The organism is Desemzia sp. FAM 23990 (genome assembly GCF_045528485.1).
In the GTDB taxonomy this organism is placed as follows: Bacteria; Bacillota; Bacilli; order Lactobacillales; family Carnobacteriaceae; genus Desemzia.
In genome coordinates this window covers 40,917-57,866 of the sequence record NZ_JBGQQW010000024.1, presented here as the reverse complement: position 1 = coordinate 57,866, position 16,950 = coordinate 40,917, and the positions used below count along the sequence as shown (strand labels likewise).

11 protein-coding genes and 1 pseudogene are annotated in these 16,950 nt (G+C 37.1%); 3 read left to right on the top strand and 9 right to left on the bottom strand.

What is annotated here, in order from left to right; all coding sequences use genetic code 11:
- Nucleotides 1-489 precede the first annotated feature (489 nt).
- The 3 genes from ACEN4I_RS10145 (at nucleotide 490) to ACEN4I_RS10135 (ending at nucleotide 3,117) form a co-directional block, all read left to right on the top strand.
- Nucleotides 490-630, top strand: a complete 141-nt coding sequence (locus ACEN4I_RS10145; RefSeq protein ID WP_407097687.1) for a hypothetical protein — start codon at nucleotides 490-492, stop codon at nucleotides 628-630.
- A gap of 455 nt (nucleotides 631-1,085) precedes the next feature.
- Nucleotides 1,086-1,670 (top strand): hypothetical protein, encoded by a 585-nt coding sequence (locus ACEN4I_RS10140; RefSeq protein WP_407097686.1) that lies wholly within the window; start codon nucleotides 1,086-1,088, stop codon nucleotides 1,668-1,670.
- A 712-nt stretch (nucleotides 1,671-2,382) separates the two neighbouring features.
- Nucleotides 2,383-3,117, top strand: coding sequence for a hypothetical protein (locus ACEN4I_RS10135; RefSeq protein WP_407097685.1), 735 nt, complete (start codon nucleotides 2,383-2,385; stop codon nucleotides 3,115-3,117).
- Between the two features lie 199 nt (nucleotides 3,118-3,316).
- Here ACEN4I_RS10135 and ACEN4I_RS10130 read toward each other — a convergent pair.
- The 9 genes and pseudogenes from ACEN4I_RS10130 to parE all read right to left on the bottom strand — a co-directional run.
- Nucleotides 3,317-3,661, bottom strand: a pseudogene (locus ACEN4I_RS10130) (transposase); the annotation flags it as partial.
- A gap of 983 nt (nucleotides 3,662-4,644) precedes the next feature.
- On the bottom strand, nucleotides 4,645-5,574 hold the full coding sequence (locus tag ACEN4I_RS10125) for a manganese-dependent inorganic pyrophosphatase (RefSeq protein WP_407102845.1): 930 nt from the start codon (nucleotides 5,572-5,574) through the stop codon (nucleotides 4,645-4,647).
- Nucleotides 5,575-5,624: 50 nt separating this feature from the next.
- Nucleotides 5,625-6,572: a LysR substrate-binding domain-containing protein gene (locus ACEN4I_RS10120; protein ID WP_407097683.1), complete on the bottom strand. Its 948-nt coding sequence runs from the start codon at nucleotides 6,570-6,572 to the stop codon at nucleotides 5,625-5,627.
- Nucleotides 6,573-6,673: 101 nt separating this feature from the next.
- The gene (gene pflA, locus ACEN4I_RS10115) at nucleotides 6,674-7,441 is read right to left on the bottom strand and encodes a pyruvate formate-lyase-activating protein (protein WP_407102844.1); all 768 of its coding nucleotides are present in this window, start codon (nucleotides 7,439-7,441) and stop codon (nucleotides 6,674-6,676) included.
- Between the two features lie 105 nt (nucleotides 7,442-7,546).
- Complete coding sequence (pflB, locus tag ACEN4I_RS10110; RefSeq protein WP_407102843.1) at nucleotides 7,547-9,775, bottom strand: formate C-acetyltransferase; 2,229 nt, start codon at nucleotides 9,773-9,775, stop codon at nucleotides 7,547-7,549.
- A 304-nt stretch (nucleotides 9,776-10,079) separates the two neighbouring features.
- On the bottom strand, nucleotides 10,080-11,303 hold the full coding sequence (locus tag ACEN4I_RS10105; RefSeq protein ID WP_407102842.1) for an MFS transporter: 1,224 nt from the start codon (nucleotides 11,301-11,303) through the stop codon (nucleotides 10,080-10,082).
- A gap of 78 nt (nucleotides 11,304-11,381) precedes the next feature.
- Nucleotides 11,382-11,924: a cysteine hydrolase family protein gene (locus ACEN4I_RS10100; protein ID WP_407097301.1), complete on the bottom strand. Its 543-nt coding sequence runs from the start codon at nucleotides 11,922-11,924 to the stop codon at nucleotides 11,382-11,384.
- Between the two features lie 176 nt (nucleotides 11,925-12,100).
- The gene (gene parC, locus ACEN4I_RS10095) at nucleotides 12,101-14,575 is read right to left on the bottom strand and encodes a DNA topoisomerase IV subunit A (protein ID WP_407102841.1); all 2,475 of its coding nucleotides are present in this window, start codon (nucleotides 14,573-14,575) and stop codon (nucleotides 12,101-12,103) included.
- Nucleotides 14,565-16,559, bottom strand: coding sequence for a DNA topoisomerase IV subunit B (gene parE, locus ACEN4I_RS10090; protein ID WP_407097303.1), 1,995 nt, complete (start codon nucleotides 16,557-16,559; stop codon nucleotides 14,565-14,567). Before parE ends, parC begins: the two co-directional genes overlap by 11 nt.
- Nucleotides 16,560-16,950 lie beyond the last annotated feature (391 nt).

Here is a 16,950-nt window from a genome sequence, read left to right as displayed (position 1 = left end):
CAGTTGGTGCAAAGAATGGGACGATTCCATTATATGCCTCTCATTCATCGGCAATAGGACAATTAATCAAAAGTTTTCGTTAATTCCTGTCTTTTGGGAGAAGGTTCCTGGTTTTAGGAACGTTCTTTCAAAAGATGGGCCAGTAAGCGGCGGAGCCGTGCGGTAGCTGACAAGTGTACAAAAGTAGAGTGCCTAAACTAGCACAGTAATGGGACGCCCGAGAAAAACTTGACACATACTTCTTACCAACACTATTTGACAAAGAACCTTCTTTATTCTATAATTTAGTTGATTAACACATATGGACATAAGGAAAATAAGCTTTTGTTTTTATCCCATTAGGAAGGAGGCCTGAGTATTTTGAATGTTCCTTAATGGTTAATAAGTTACTAACTCTTTGCGTAATCACGAACAATTTGTCATAAGAATAATTATAGAGAAGTAAAATTAGAACGAACAGTAATTATCTATAATAAAAGGAGAATGAAAATGATTTTGCCAATTTTTAAATTGCTTTCTTGGATTGTTTTTCCTTTCTTTGCTTATTTTGTTTTAAAAAGATTATCTGAGATTCGAGATATATTAATTAAAATGTATGAGAAAAATGAAGGAAATGAAAATCATCTTTAAAAAAGTGATAACTTTTATTTTGGGGTGCTTTTTTTATGTTGAGAAGAGAGAATTACTACGTACTTTCTTTCTACTTAATAAACCAAGATAAATGTACCAATAGTAAACAAGTTTCCACGATTAACTCAAATTATACCAATGACATCTATTAAGAATTCATAACTAATAAACTTTAGTAAAGAATCATGCTCTTCTTTATAAATAAATTATGCTTTTCAAAATCATTGCACTCGGAAATGAAAGCGTGTTCAAAAAAGGAAGAGCCCTTAGTTCAATATTAATTATTCCTACTCGCTAATTATGCCTCCCAGACTTTTATAAGAATTTATTAGATTTTAATAGTGTGATTACTTCATAAAAGCTTTCTCCTAAAGAGATGAACCTCATTATTATGAGAGTCATACAAAAATGCTAGTGGTCGTTAAAAAAAACTAATGAAAAAGGAGATATCAGTAATGAAAACAAAGTTAAAGTTAATTATTATTTCATTTTTTTCTATAGTCACGATGAGTCTCACGCCAATACCAGTCATGGGCGCAGAGATTGATTCTCCAGAACTGTCTCAAGAATTAGTGGGGACAGAAGAATTCGATATTAGAGACGACTTTTATTCAGAAGTTATCGAAACAGAAAAAGGAACATTAACCATTACAGTTGAAGATACAGAAGATCAATTAATAGCCCCTTTTGCTACGTGGCCAAATGGATCGTATAGCAAAAAAGTCAGTGCTAACTTTACGGGTACGCAAGGAGCAAGCTGGTTTGGAACAATGACTGCAACATTTAGAGTAAACCTTAGTCCCTATAATGCTAATATTCTTGGGGTATCAAATGGAGAATTTAATGCATCGGTAATTAGTCCAACTGGAGAAAAGTATTATGAAGTACTTACTCCACATGTAACCGGAAATAGTCGGTACGCTGAAGCAAGATACCGTGAAAAATATAACATTGCGGGGTTTGGCCAACATGATATGTGCTTGTATCTTCAATTAAGAGGAGATGGACATGCTAGAGCATTCATGCGAGGGATTTGGTAATTAATCCAATAAAGCCTCATATTCGTTAGTTGTCATAATCAATTTAGAAAATTACAAAGTAATATATGAATTTCATTCTATAGAAGGTTCATCATCTCTTAAGGAGAGACTTTTTTATGTATTAAATAATCGCAATCACTTTAATGAAACAAACATAGTAAGCTATATGTTCATCACTTGTAAATTGATGAATTGTCATAAAAATCTATCGTATTATCTAGAAAGAAATTTTGGTAAATACTTTTGCGTCTTTATCCCTAATCTCTTTGAAGAATAATAAGTATATAACTTCTTTTTAGCCTATACCATTAAGAAGTGATTAGTGATTCGAACAAGCGTTTCATTCAGTGCTCTACTTAACAACTCTGGCTACCAAGGGAACGGAATTTTGTACTTAATTTCACTAGTGTTGCATTAAAATTTTATTGTTTCCATGGCATAAGAAAACCTCGAGCTCACGCTCGAGGTTTTCTTATGTAACCGCTTTATCTTTTGGGTTATTGGGTCTATCTGAAGGAGAAGTAAAGGCTGCCTCAAATCCTATCGAAAACGTCAACACTCATACTTTGATACACTTAATCCTGTTGCACCACAAGTAGTATTTAATTATGGACATACTTACGTTGCAACAAGTAACCCATGGCCTATGGCTCGGGTAATTTCAAAATAATAACTAATAAGTTTCATCAATAAAAAGAGAGTTGGTTGGTTTATGAGAAAGCCACATATTGCTTTTATTTTATTATTCTTTCTATTACTTCAACATTTCACTTCAATTTTTATTCTTAGATATCAAGTGCTATTCGAAGCAGAAAAAGCAGAACATGAAGAAATTGTCTTTCAGTCGTGGAACGCAGCAACAAGTGGAAATAGAATTATTTCCGAGTTGGATAATTGGTATAACGAAGAGGAATTCTCCATGCTTTTCTTTCCATATTTTGATGACCGTATAGGAGTGTATGGTAAATTAGAAGCTGATTATCTTGTTGATGAAAAAATATCAGATGAGGCTCTGCAACAATTTAATCGAGGATTTGAAGAGGGCGTACCAAGCGTATTGGTAGAGAAAAACTCTGATTGGGTTTACCGTATTAATAATGAAAACAGTACACTAACTATTAATAATGAAGTATTTAATGTTGTTGGCCTTTTTGAAACGACTATAGAAGATTCTTCGCAGCAAGTTGATTCAGAAGTCAATCTCATTCACACGTTTACTCCATTAAATCTGTCAGCTGGTGAATACGAAGTATATGGAGTGGATCAAGAAAGTATTGGTCCACTATTTAGTGAATTTGTGGCGCAAGGGAATGAAATTGCAATAAATGCTGAACTAGATAAACAATCTAGTTTATTTTTCAATCTTATAAACGATAGCTTCTTACAGCCAATGTTAATCATCTTAGGTATTGCTTTTTTCAATTTATTTATTATTCTATTTCACTAGTGTTGCATAAAACTATATCCTTACCGAATTTCAGTATTGTTAATTGAATCACAAGACGTTTTCGTTTAATATTAAAAAAAAGTCAAATGCTGGCACAGAGGCTGCTGAAAAACTAGCAGTCTAAAATTATCATGTACAAACACAAAAAAATAATCAGTGATTTCTGAATTTTTACGTAAACGTAAACAGTTATCACTGATTATTTTTGTCTATTTTCTTCATTTTTTCTTGTTTTTTCTTCTTTCAGCTTTATAATTCGCTTCATATTCACTACAAAGAGCGTGGTGGCCCCTTGTAATTTCATGCCAAATAAACCGGTTAAATGCGCTTTTTTATAACCGTGTCTATTTTTTAATTCATTATTTTTTGCCTCTATTTTATATCTGTTTTTTGAACGTTCTTTAAAATAGTCGCTTTCTTCAAAGGCTAATTGTTGTGTATGTTCTCTATTTTTTATAGTGACAGAGTATGTTTTTGTTTTAGTGTTGTTATAGCAAGTATCTTTTAATGGGCATTGTTTACATTTTTCGACATCAAAGATAAAAAAACACTTTAATTATTCTACAAAATATATCAATTCCATAAAAGGAGAAATGAACAACCAAATAAATAAATTGGAGTTTAAATCAATTCAAAATCTCATTAAAATTTCTAATGAGAAAAATGTATCAGATCAAACGCGGTTTTCTAAGCAAATTCATAAGTTTCCATAACGCGAAACCTAAATGTACGTTGACTTGGAATCGAAACTATAGTTATATTAAATTATATTTTGTTTGTCCTTTGAGAATTAAATAGTTTACAAGTTTATAGTTCTTGTTAAAAAAACTTAGTCGGTCGGCTTCCCATTGCAAAATGCATAGATCAGCCTACGGACTATTGCTAATAGAAATTAGCTGCTACGCTGTGATAAGTATATCGTCAAGTTGCAACTTGATAAGATCAGCTATGCTCATGCAATGACATTATCAAAAAAAAATTGATAACGGAGCGCGAGTGTGAGACGCCATGATTTTTAATTAAGAATAAATTAATTAGAAGAGCGGATGAAGAGAGCTTTTATATTGAATGGGATTGATTTGTTTCTTATTTTTTTAGTTTACATAATATATATTATACAAAGTAGTTGACAGAGATAATAACTGGTTAAAACTTAAAAATTATCCTCTTTTATCCTGTTTTCTTTCTCTTGAGCTGTTTTTTGATTCCAACTTAAGAAAATTTTTTTTTTTCTTTATTATAGTTCGATTCACTTGTTGACTGAACTTTATCTCACTGATTGTTTTTGTTTGAGTTCTTAGAAATTTATCTTTCAACTCATTACAGGTTGTAACTATTTACTTCAAATAGTTATGATTTCATTTTGCTGTACTAAAAACTCTTTTAATCCATATATTAGTTTCTCAGCACGTTTCTAAGCTCATTTCAGTTTAGTTTGCTGCCGTCTGTCCGTAAATGTTTTTTAACGACAAACATCCTGATGACTGATTTTTTATCAGCCTTCAGGATGTTTGATTGATTTACAGCTTATTTAGTTAAAGCTTCTGTTAATTGTGGAACCACTTGTTTCTTACGTGATACGACACCTTTTAAGACTGCTTTGTTGTTTTCTAGTTTTACGTTAAAGGCTTCTTCAACAGCTGCAATCGGATTACCGATAGCCAAAACCACTGAATCACTATCTAAGATATTTGTGACAACTAAAATGAATAAATCGAAACCGTTATTTAAATTGGCTTGTTGGATAGCTTCTTCTAATTGAGCTTGTTTAGAAAAGACATCTTCTACATCAACCACATTGATTTGTGCAATACGGACGTTTTTGTCGCCCATTGGGAAACTTTTTGCATCCATATCAATCAATTCTTCAGCCTTTTTGTCGCTCATGTTTGTTCCAGCTTTCAACATGTCTAAACCATATACATCTAAATCGACTTCAGCAATAGCTGCAAGTTCTTTTGCTGCTGCCTCATCTTCAGCTGTAGACGTTGGTGATTTAAACAATAATGTATCTGAAACAATGGCTGACAACATTAAACCAGCGATGTTTTTAGGAATGGTTACGCTGTTTTCTTTAAAGATTTTCAATACAATCGTTGCTGTACAACCAACTGGTTCTGCACGGTAGTACAAAGGATTTGCTGTATCAATATTTGCGATACGGTGATGGTCTACAACAGATGCGATTTCAACGTCTTGAATATCTGAAACACTTTGTTGTGCTTCATTATGATCCACTAAGTAAACCGTGTTGGTTTCATTTGCTGCTGTTTCAATGACGCGTGGTGCTTTCATACCAAAGTATTTTAATGCGTATGCAGTCTCTTCCCCTATTTCTCCTAAAGCTACCGCTTCTGTATCTTTTCCTAATTCATTTTGCAAGTAAGAAAATGAGATAGCTGATGCAATAGCATCTGTATCTGGGTTTTGATGTCCAAAAACTAAAATTTTGCTCATTTGTCATGACACTCCTTTATTTTGATTCACATCTTTTATAGTAGAACAAATTAGCTTTTTAGTCTAGAGGCATAGTCTTTTTCTTCTAAAAATTTGTCAAAATAGGTGAAAAATTGATTCACACGATCGAGTGTTCTTTTCTCTTTTTGATACACAAATGCCAGTGTATATGTAATAGGTGGATCAAATGGCAGCATCTGTTGATCGTTTTCTAAAGGATGAGCATCAATATACGATTTAGGTAATGCAGAGAGAGAATTGGTTTTTTGACTAAATAACTGTAGTTGTCTTGGCGTTGAAAAATAGCCCGAAACTAAAGGCAAATCAAGATTATGTTGGACAAATTTAAACCTTAAAATATCATTGACATAAAAATTCCGTGGATAAAAAACCCATTTATGATTAGTCGTTTCGTTTAAACGAACGGAGACACGATCTTTTAACTCAGCACTCTGATGCAGTAGAAATAATTCTTCAGCTACTATGATTTTGGATGAATAATGAGTCCAATTTTTTATCGTGTCTTCCGGCAAACACAAAATAGCGAAATCGATTTGATTCTTTTCTAATTGGTGCCAGATTTCTTCTCTGGACAACAAATACAACGATACTTTGCAAGTAGGAAAGGTTCCATAATAAGACGCTATAAAGTCCATAAAGACTCCATCTTCTATCGATGACAGTAAACCTATTTTTAAGTGGCCGTTTTTTTCATTTTCTAAGTATTCTATGTCTTCAATGGCGTTTTTAAAGGTCGTTTGAACCGATTGTGTGGCTCTGACCATAACTCGCCCAGCATCCGTTAACCGCATCTCTCTGCCTTTGAAATAAAATAAAGGAACACCTAATGCTCTTTCAAATTTTTTGATTCTTTGCGTTAAAGCGGGTTGTGAGATACCCAACTTTTGTGCAGCATATGTATAGTTCATGGTTTCAGTTAATTGAATAAAATAATCCAATGTTTTTCCTGAAAACACACTCTGGTCTTTTAAATTCATTCTGATTCCCTTCCTCTTTAACCTTTCCCCTACCTTCATCATAAGCAAACAACTAAAAAAGAGCAATCTTAAATTGCTCTTTTAATAGAATATTTATTCACTTATTGAACAAATTGGTACAATTTATAATCTTCGATATGCAATAATCGATTGGCGTTATCGATTCTGTCTTGTGTAGGCGGCTCAATCCCTTGCAATTTATAAGGAATGTTCAACGCTGCATATTTATAAAGTCCTAGTTTATGGTAAGGGAGAATCTCCACTTTCACGACATTTTTCAGTTTTTTTATAAATTGGTCTAGTCGAATAAGATCTTCGTCAAAGTCCGAACGTTCCGGAACCAATACATGTCTGATCCACACAGGTTTCCCTATATCAGATAAATAACGTGCCATATTTAGGATATTTTCGTTAGAATGCATCGTTAACTGCTTGTGCTTTTCTGCATCAATGTGCTTAATATCAAACAATAACAAGTCTGTATAGGACATCAATTCCTCAAAACGACTAAAAAAAGGTTCATCCCGTGTAAAGGGCTGGCCACAAGTATCCAATGTCGTATGGACCCCTTCTGCTTTGGCTTTTTTGAAATACTCAATCAAAAAATCAATATGCAGCAACGGTTCACCACCACTGACGGTAACCCCGCCTTTTGACCCCCAATAGTCACGGTATTGCAATGCTTCCTCCAATAATTCATCGGCAGTATAAGGCGTCCCTCCACCCATGTTCCACGTATCCGGATTATGACAAAATTCGCACCTCATGCGACATCCTTGCATGAACGTGACAAAACGTATACCAGGACCATCAACTGAACCAAAACTTTCTGTTGAATGCACATATCCGATGACAGGTTCATTACTCATTGTGTTTTACTCCTTTTTATAAAAGGGCTAAGAAGACATTCTTCCTAACCCTTCCTTTTACTTAAATTAGTTATGACAGCAATCGTAGTTTAATGATTTTCTTGCTTACATGCTGGCATGCATTGTACGATTGATAACATCCATTTGTTGTTCGCGTGTTAATTTGATGAAGTTTACAGCGTATCCTGATACCCGGATCGTTAATTGAGGGTAGTTCTCAGGATGATCCATAGCATCAACCAACGTTTCACGATTAAAGACGTTTACGTTCAAATGATGTCCGCCTTTAGATACGTATCCGTCTAACATACTAGCTAAGTTTTCTTGTTGTACGTCATCTTCTTTACCTAATGCTTTTGGAATGATAGAGAATGTATTTGAGATACCGTCTAACGAATATTTGTACGGGATTTTAGCTACTGATGTCAAACTAGCCAATGCTCCATGAGTATCTCTGCCGTGCATTGGGTTAGCTCCTGGTGCAAAAGGTTCTCCTGAACGACGTCCATCAGGTGTATTGCCCGTCTTCTTACCGTACACGACATTTGAGGTAATGGTCAAAATAGAAGTCGTATGTGTAGCTCCACGATAAGCAGGATGTTTTTTTACTTTGCCCATGAACGTTTTTAATAACCAGATCCCGATTTCATCAGCGCGGTCGTCATTGTTTCCGTATTTAGGGTAATCGCCTTCGATTTCGTAATCCACTACTAAACCATCTTCATCACGAATGGTTTTAACTTTAGCGTATTTGATAGCAGATAATGAGTCTATGGCTACAGAAAATCCAGCAATACCCGTTGCCATTGTTCTAAGGATATCGCTATCATGCAACGCCATTTCGATGCGTTCATAAGAATATTTGTCGTGCATGTAATGAATGATGTTCAATGTATTCAAATACAGCCCTGCGATCCATTCCATCATTGTATCGTATTTTTCCATAACTTCATCATAATCCAAATATTCAGAAGCAATCGGTTGATACTTAGGTCCAATTTGTTGTTTAGATTTTTCATCTACCCCGCCATTAATCGCATACAATAACGTTTTAGCCAAGTTGGCGCGAGCTCCGAAGAATTGCATTTGTTTTCCGATACGCATAGCAGATACACAGCAAGCGATCCCGTAATCATCGCCCCATTCCACACGCATGATGTCGTCATTCTCATATTGAACAGCACTGGAAGCAATAGACACTTTGGCACAGAATTTTTTGAAATTCTCCGGCAACTGTTTAGACCATAGGATAGTCAAGTTTGGTTCTGGAGCTGGTCCCAGATTAGACAAAGTATGTAAGAACCGATAGCTGTTTTTAGTCACCATATGACGGCCATCAATCCCCACACCCGCGATAGCTTCCGTTACCCAAGTAGGATCACCTGAAAATAAGTCGTTATAATCCGGTGTACGAGAGAATTTTACTAAACGCAATTTCATCACAAAGTGATCTACGATTTCTTGCGCTTCTGCTTCAGTTAAAGTACCAGCTTTTAGATCACGCTCCATGTAAATATCTAAGAAAGTTGATGTACGTCCTAATGACATTGCAGCACCATTTTGTTCTTTGACGGCTGCTAAATAACCCAAGTACAACCATTGAAAAGCTTCTTTCGCTGTAGCAGCAGGTTGAGAGAGATCAAAACCATAGATATGTCCTAATTCTTTCAATTCGCCCAAAGCCCGAATCTGTTCATTGATCTCTTCACGGTCACGTATGATGTCATCACTCATTGTACCGTAACCCTTAGTGTCTAGATCTGCTTTCTTTTCTTTAATCAAATAATCTACGCCATATAGCGCTACACGACGATAATCCCCAATGATCCGTCCACGTCCATATGCATCTGGCAAACCAGTGATGACTCCGCTGCGACGAGCAGCACGAATCTCAGGTGTATAGGCATCAAAAACACCTTGGTTATGAGTTTTACGGTAATCACGAAAAATGTGAGAAACTTCTGGGTCTATTTCGTAGCCATAAGATTCTGCAGACTGTTCACTCATACGTATACCGCCAAATGGTTGTAAACTGCGTTTGAAAGGTTTTTCTGTTTGGAATCCCGCAATTTGTTCCAATTCTTTATTTAAGTAACCAGCAGCATGAGATGTAATGGTAGAAACAACTTTTGTATCCATATCCAATACTCCGCCTGCTTGTTGTTCTTGACGGTTTAAATCCATGACTTGATCCCAAAGGGCAGTAGTCGCTTCTGTTGCGCCCTCTAAAAATTCATCTGTGCCATCGTACGGATGATAATTTTGTTGGATAAAATCCCTTACATTTACTTCTTCTTTCCAAACCTTACCTTTAAACCCTTTCCATTGTTCCATTTCCTTACCTCCGTATATCTAATGTGAGTCGTTTTAGTCTAACAAACTTTTTTACACGCTCATTATATCACATAAATAAAAAATATCCAATTCTTATATAGAACTTTTTTAACAATATCTTGTCTCCTCCCGCTGAGACTTACTCATTTTATACTTTAAAATAAGCTTTTAAAATTTGTGAAAAAGGTATAAAAAATCAAAAATAGTCAAGTTTTTAAAATCACATAAAACTCTTTATCTACAAAAAAACCAGTATCATCGCTCAGGATGATACTGGAGAACCATTGCTTATCATTGCAGATAGTTATTTCCCTGCTTTTATAAGCGTTTTGTTTTGAATCAGAAAAATAGCCAGTATACTAATCAAAATACCAGTCCCTACCAAGATCCATTCTATTTTCAGCATATCGGCAAGTGGGCCGAACACAAGCATCCCTAATGGCATCATAGAAGTAGATATCATACTCATAATACCAAATACTCGCCCTAAATAATTTTCTGTCACTTTTTCCTGTAACATGACAGTCGCAGGTGTATTGAAAACAGGAAGTGCAACTCCAAATACACCAAACGAGAAAAGATAGTACCAAAAATTCGGCAGTACACCGAGAGCAATCGTACAAAGTCCCATTACCATACTGGCGGAAGCAATTGTAATAATTTTATTCTTAAACCCGCCCCAAACAGCAATGAGGGCTCCTCCTGCTATCATACCAATGGAAAACGCAATTTCAATCACCGATAACCGCCAAAGTTCTTCTCCATAGGTACGTGTTACTTGCAACGGAGTCAAAAATGAAGCTGGTGCAATCAACAAGAATAAGACAGACATGAAAAAGAAGAAAACTTTTAAATAGTCATGATGCTGGATATAGCTGATTCCTTGCATAAAATCAGTAAAATAGCTATTCATTTCCTCTGCTGCCGCTTTGTAGTGAGTTGGTACTTTTAAAATCAATAAGACAGCAATAGCTAATGCTGCGGTAACTACATCAATCATGAAAATCATTTCCATCGTCGCAATATCTAACAAAGCGGCACTAACTACTGGCGAAATAAACATGACCATCGCTTGGATAGTACCATTGATTCCATTAATTTTCGTTAGCATTTCTTCGGGAACAATCTGTGGTAAAATCGCACCGATTGCTGGCGTTTGAATTCCAGCACCAAAAGCGCGAATAGCGGCCATCAAGTAAAGCAACCAGATGGAACCAGACCCTAGAAAGAAAAGAATGGCAAGAATCAACGTCGCAAATGCAATCAACCCGTCTGATAACATGATGAGTACTTTTCGGTTATAGCGGTCTGCCCATACTCCTGCAACTGGGGACAATAGAAATGTTGGAATAAAACCACAAATAATATACAGTGTCATCATTGTTCCGGAGTCTGTTGTTAAGGTGACATGCCACAACATGGCATACTGAACAAGAGACGAACCAAACAATGTAATCGTTTGGCTGCTTAGAAAGAGAGTAATATTCCTTAACCAGTTCGTCGGATGCTGCTGTCGGTGTGCATTCATTTTTTCAACCCATTTCTCTTCTAAACACTGTTGTTTCGCGAAATAATATTAGCAATATCCTTCTCGAAAAGCATTTAATCAATTAATTACTTCTGTATGGAAACAACGTACCATATGCTCGATCATAGTCTCTCCAAGATCCGTAAATGTCGCTACCCCTCGTCTATGAAGGGCAGTTTTGAACCCTTCCGCATCAGCTCCTGCCACAGTTAGAAAATCGCAAATATCTGTTGTTACACCTACTACATGGATTTTACCTACTCCTGAGGTTCTCAATGTATCCGCTAGACCAGTTTGGAAAAAAGCATTATAGTTGGTTTTTGGTTGATAGAGAAGATTTTCATGGCCTTGATGTTTCTGAAACCAATCGTTTAATTCTCCGTATAAGAGCTGCCCATTCGTTCCTACAACATTATGAGGCGGCCATAATTCAAAATGTGGGTCATCTGGTTGATGGGCATCCATTGCAACGACAACTGTATGACCACCTGCTAAAAATTCAGTGGCTAGTTCCTGGATATAGGGGCTGATTTCCTGTGCAGGTCTCCCCACTGTTAAAGTTCCATTATCAGCAACAAAATCATTACTCATGTCAACGATTAATAAAGCTTCTTTTGGCATGTAAATCCCTCCTAAAATTTTGACAATGATTTGAATTAAAGAATAAAAAAGCTCACATTTGTGTTCATTCATTTTACTAAATTGAAAGCCTGATTACAATTTATCTAATGCTTATTCACTTCCATTTCAAGTACAAAAAAACCAAGCCCGTAATACAGCTTGGTTTAAATGACTCTCTAGTTTGTTGGTTCGTCTTCTTTAAGGTACACAATATTATTTTCTTTAATCGCTTTTGGCTCGCCATCAGCAACTTGATCCAAGATAAAGGAACCATTGCTGTATCGATCACTGACTACATAATTTTCAGGTTTCATCTCGATCAATTTGTCTTTCGTCGTGACAATCGAATACAGTTCATTGTCTTCTCCTGTTACTTTTGTCAACAACGCAATCCGATGTGGGTTTTTTTTCAGTTCTCTAAAGACCATTAATCCACGTTTCGCTCTTCCTAGAACAGAAAAGTCTGCCAGATCCATTTTCTTAACGGCTCCTCTTTGAGAAATGACCATAACGTCCGTCTTCGGCGCCTCTACGTCCATCAATACGCCGTCAACAACATAATCTGTCTCTTTCAAATTGATTGAACGTACACCAGTAGCTTTTGCTCCTATGACAGGAACTTCACTCAGCGAATAACGCAATCCAAAACCAAGATGGGTTACCAAAAAGACGTCATGCATCAATGCATTTTCGGTTATTTCAACATTGACCACACGATCGGTCTCTGTTTTCAACTTCATTGCTTTAGTCGATTTCGTCTTATAACTTCTCCATGGTTTAAACACATTCGCTTCTACTTGTTTGATATACCCTTCTTTTGACATCAACGTAAAAGTTGGTCCAGCAACAAAATCATTGAAGCCAAAAACTTTCAAGACCTTTTCATCCGGCTCTAAACTAATGTATTGAGATAGATGGTCTCCCATTTCTTTCCATTTTAAATCGCTTAGTTCATGTACGGACCGGTAAATGACATTACCTTTGGTCGTGAAAATCAAGAGGTGTTCCAATGTAGTCAATTTGTCTATAAAGATCGGGTAGTCTCCTTCTTTCATTCCCACATCTTCCGCAGGTGAAGCTGTATAAGAACGCAGGCTGGTTCGTTTGATATATCCTTCATTAGTGACGACCACTACAACGTCTTCTTCTGGAATCAACACTTCTTTATTGATTTTCAATTCTTCAATTTTATCTTCCAGTTGAGTCAAGCGCGGTGTAGCATATTTCTTTTTGATCTCTCTCAATTCTGCCTTGATCACACGTTTCATTTCGGCAGGGCTGTTTAAGATTTTTTGGTAGCTTTCAATAGCTTGATGCAGTTCTTTGGCTTCTTTTTCTAGCGCCGTAACGTCTGTATTGGACAAGCGGTACAACTGTAAGGAGACAATAGCTTCCGCTTGGATCTCCGTAAACCCGAATTGAGCCATGATGTTTTCTTTAGCATTCTTTTTATCGGTACTCTTACGAATCGTCGCGATCAATTGATCCATGATAGAAACAGCTTTGATCAATCCAGTCACAATGTGTTGTCGATGTTCTGCTTTACGCAATGTGTAATGCGTCCGTTTAGTGATGACTTCTTCTTTATGTTCCAAATAAGCTCCCAACATGCGAGCAATGCCCACCTGCATAGGACGTTTATTGTCGATAGCCACCATATTGAAGTTGTAATTGACCTGCAAGTCGGTATTTTTCAATAAATACGTTAAAATACCTTCCGCATTGGCTTCTTTTCTCAACTCAACAACGATACGAAGTCCTTCTCTATCTGTTTCATCCCGTACTTCGGCTATGCCTTCAATCCGTTTGTTCAGACGAATCTCGTCCATTTTACGGACCAAGTTAGCCTTGTTCACTTCATAAGGGATTTCCGAAATGGTAATTTGCTGTTTACCACCGCGCAGTTCCTCAATCTCCGTTTTTGAACGGACGATTATTTTACCTTTGCCCGTTTCGTAAGCTTTTCGAATACCGTCGATCCCTTGAATGATGCCTCCTGTTGGAAAATCTGGAGCTTTGATGTAATCCATCAATTTTTCGGTGGTGGCATTTGGATGATCCACATAATAGATAGTGGCATCAATGACTTCGCTAAGGTTATGCGGCGGGATATCCGTTGCATAACCTGCAGAAATACCTGTCGCCCCATTGACCAATAAATTAGGGTAACGAGCAGGCAGTACAGTTGGTTCCTCTGTAGTATCGTCAAAGTTCAGCATAAACTCTACGGTGTCTTTATCAATGTCCCGTAATAATTCATCCGAAATAGAAGACAAGCGTGCTTCCGTATACCGCATAGCCGCTGGAGGGTCTCCGTCCATACTACCGTTATTCCCGTGCATCTCGATCAGCACTTGACGTTGCTTCCAATCTTGACTCAAACGTACCATCGCTTCGTATACACTGGAGTCCCCATGAGGGTGGTAATTCCCGATAACGTTACCCACTGTTTTAGCAGATTTCCGAAAACCTTTTTCAGAAGTATTTCCTTCCACATTCATGGAAAAAAGAATCCGTCTTTGGACGGGTTTTAAGCCGTCACGGATATCCGGCAAGGCACGTTCTTGAATAATGTATTTGGAATACCGTCCAAAGCGATCTCCCATGACTTCTTCTAATGTAAGCTCTTGAACCTCGTTTTTATTCTCCATCTAGCGCACTTCCTTCGTTCTCTGATTCATTGTCGTTCATGATTTGTGAATTTTCCAAAATACTTCCGCCTTCTTCAAGAGAAAATTCTACATGGGATTCGATCCATTTTCTTCTTGGTTCCACTTTATTGCCCATTAATACGGAAACCCGTTTTTCAGCTTGAGCCACGTCATCAATGCGCACCCGAATCAAGGTTCTGGTTTCTGGGTTCATTGTGGTGTCCCATAGTTGGTCCGCATTCATTTCCCCTAACCCTTTGTACCGTTGCAAGACATAATTTTTCCCAAAGTCTTTCGTTACGTCGACCAATTCATCATCTGTCCAAGCATAAGCGACTTTTTCTTTTTTGCCGAACCCTTTGGATAACTTATACAATGGAGGCAATGCCAAGTAAACTTTTCCAGCTTCGATTAATGGTTTCATGTAACGGTAGAAGAACGTCAACAGCAATACTTGGATGTGCGCTCCATCCGTATCCGCATCGGTCATGATAATGACTTTATCGTAATTGCAGTCCTCAATATCAAATTCTGGACCTACTCCAGCACCAATCGTATAGATCATCGTGTTGATCTCTTCATTTTTCAGAATATCTTGAATGCTGGCTCTTTCAGTGTTGACGACTTTTCCGCGCAAGGGCAGAATAGCTTGGAATTTACGATCTCGACCTTGTTTCGCTGAACCGCCAGCCGAATCTCCCTCCACCAAATACAATTCGTTTTTCTTCGCATTTTTACCTTGTGCCGGTGTCAATTTACCAGAAAGCAAGCCGTCATTCTTTTTGCGTTTTTTCCCTGTTCTGGAATCGTCACGCGCTTTACGAGCAGCATCACGCGCTTCTCTAGCTCTGATCGCTTTACGAACGAGCTGTTGGCTTAATTCGCCGTTCTCTGTGAGGTAATAGTTCATTTGGTCACTGATGACTGAATCGATTGCTGAACGGGCTTGAGGGGTTCCTAATTTGCTTTTAGTCTGCCCTTCGAACTGCAACAGGTCTTCAGGGATCCGAACCGAGATAACAGCAGCTAATCCTTCACGAACATCACTGCCTTCAAGATTTTTGTCTTTTTCTTTCAACAGATTCACTTTACGGGCGTATTCATTAAAGGTTTTGGTCAAAGAAGTTTTCATTCCAGCTTCATGAGTACCGCCGTCTTTTGTCCGTACGTTGTTAACGAATGATAAGATGTTTTCTGAGTAGCCATCGTTGTACTGGAAAGAAAACTCGACTTCGATACCATTGCTGTCCCCAGCAAAATACGCTACAGGTGTTAATGTATCTTTGTCTTCATTTAAATAATCCACAAACTCTTTGATGCCTTCTTCATAATGGAAAACATCTGATTGATCATTGCGTTCGTCGATCAATTCAATGCGGACATTTTTCAGTAGAAAGGCCGATTCTCTTAAGCGCTCAGACAAAACATCGTAAGAAAAAGTCGTCGTAGAAAAAATAGACGGATCCGGTTTGAAGTGGACAGTCGTCCCATTTTTCTCACGAGTAGCTTTTTTAATCATATTTCCTTTAGCTTTACCGCCATTGATAAATTCTTGCGTGTATTGTGAACCATCACGATACACCGTTACAGAAAGTCTTTCTGAAAGTGCATTGACCACACTGGCCCCTACACCGTGTAAACCACCAGATGTTTTATAGCCGCCTTGACCAAATTTTCCACCTGCATGTAAAACGGTAAAAATAACTTGAATCGTTGGAATCCCCGAAGAGTGCATTCCTATAGGCATCCCACGACCATTGTCTCTTACTGTCACACTATCGTCTTTGTGCAAAGTCACTTTGATTTCATTCCCAAAACCTGAAAGGACCTCATCCACTGAATTATCTACGATCTCATAAACTAAGTGATGCAATCCTCTGGTGTCCGTAGACCCGATGTACATACCTGGTCTTTTGCGGACGGCTTCCAATCCTTCTAATACCTGGATGGAAGAGTCATTATATTCATATTTGTCTTTTGCCATATCTTTCAAAACTCCCTACACCATACAAATTCTTTTCTTACATGTATTGCTTTGATTATTTTTTTGAATGAACTTTACATCATGTATCAAGTCATTTTAACATACTTATACCGTTTACAGAGCATTTAAAAAGAACATTCAAATCATACCTATTTTATGAATCTTAGTCAACTAGTCGAGGAACAGACTCTTTTCTATTTCCGTCAACCGAACTAAACCGAATAGGTGTTCGGTTTATTATACCAAAAATTTCTCTAAAATGGCAGTTTTCCTTCAAATCAGCTTTTTCGAAACCACTTTCTTTCCCGAAAACAATCCTTTTTCTCTTTTATCCTGTGTAGTATTTTAAAAGAATAAATGGTAAAATGAGTCGTACGCAGCAAATCAAGTT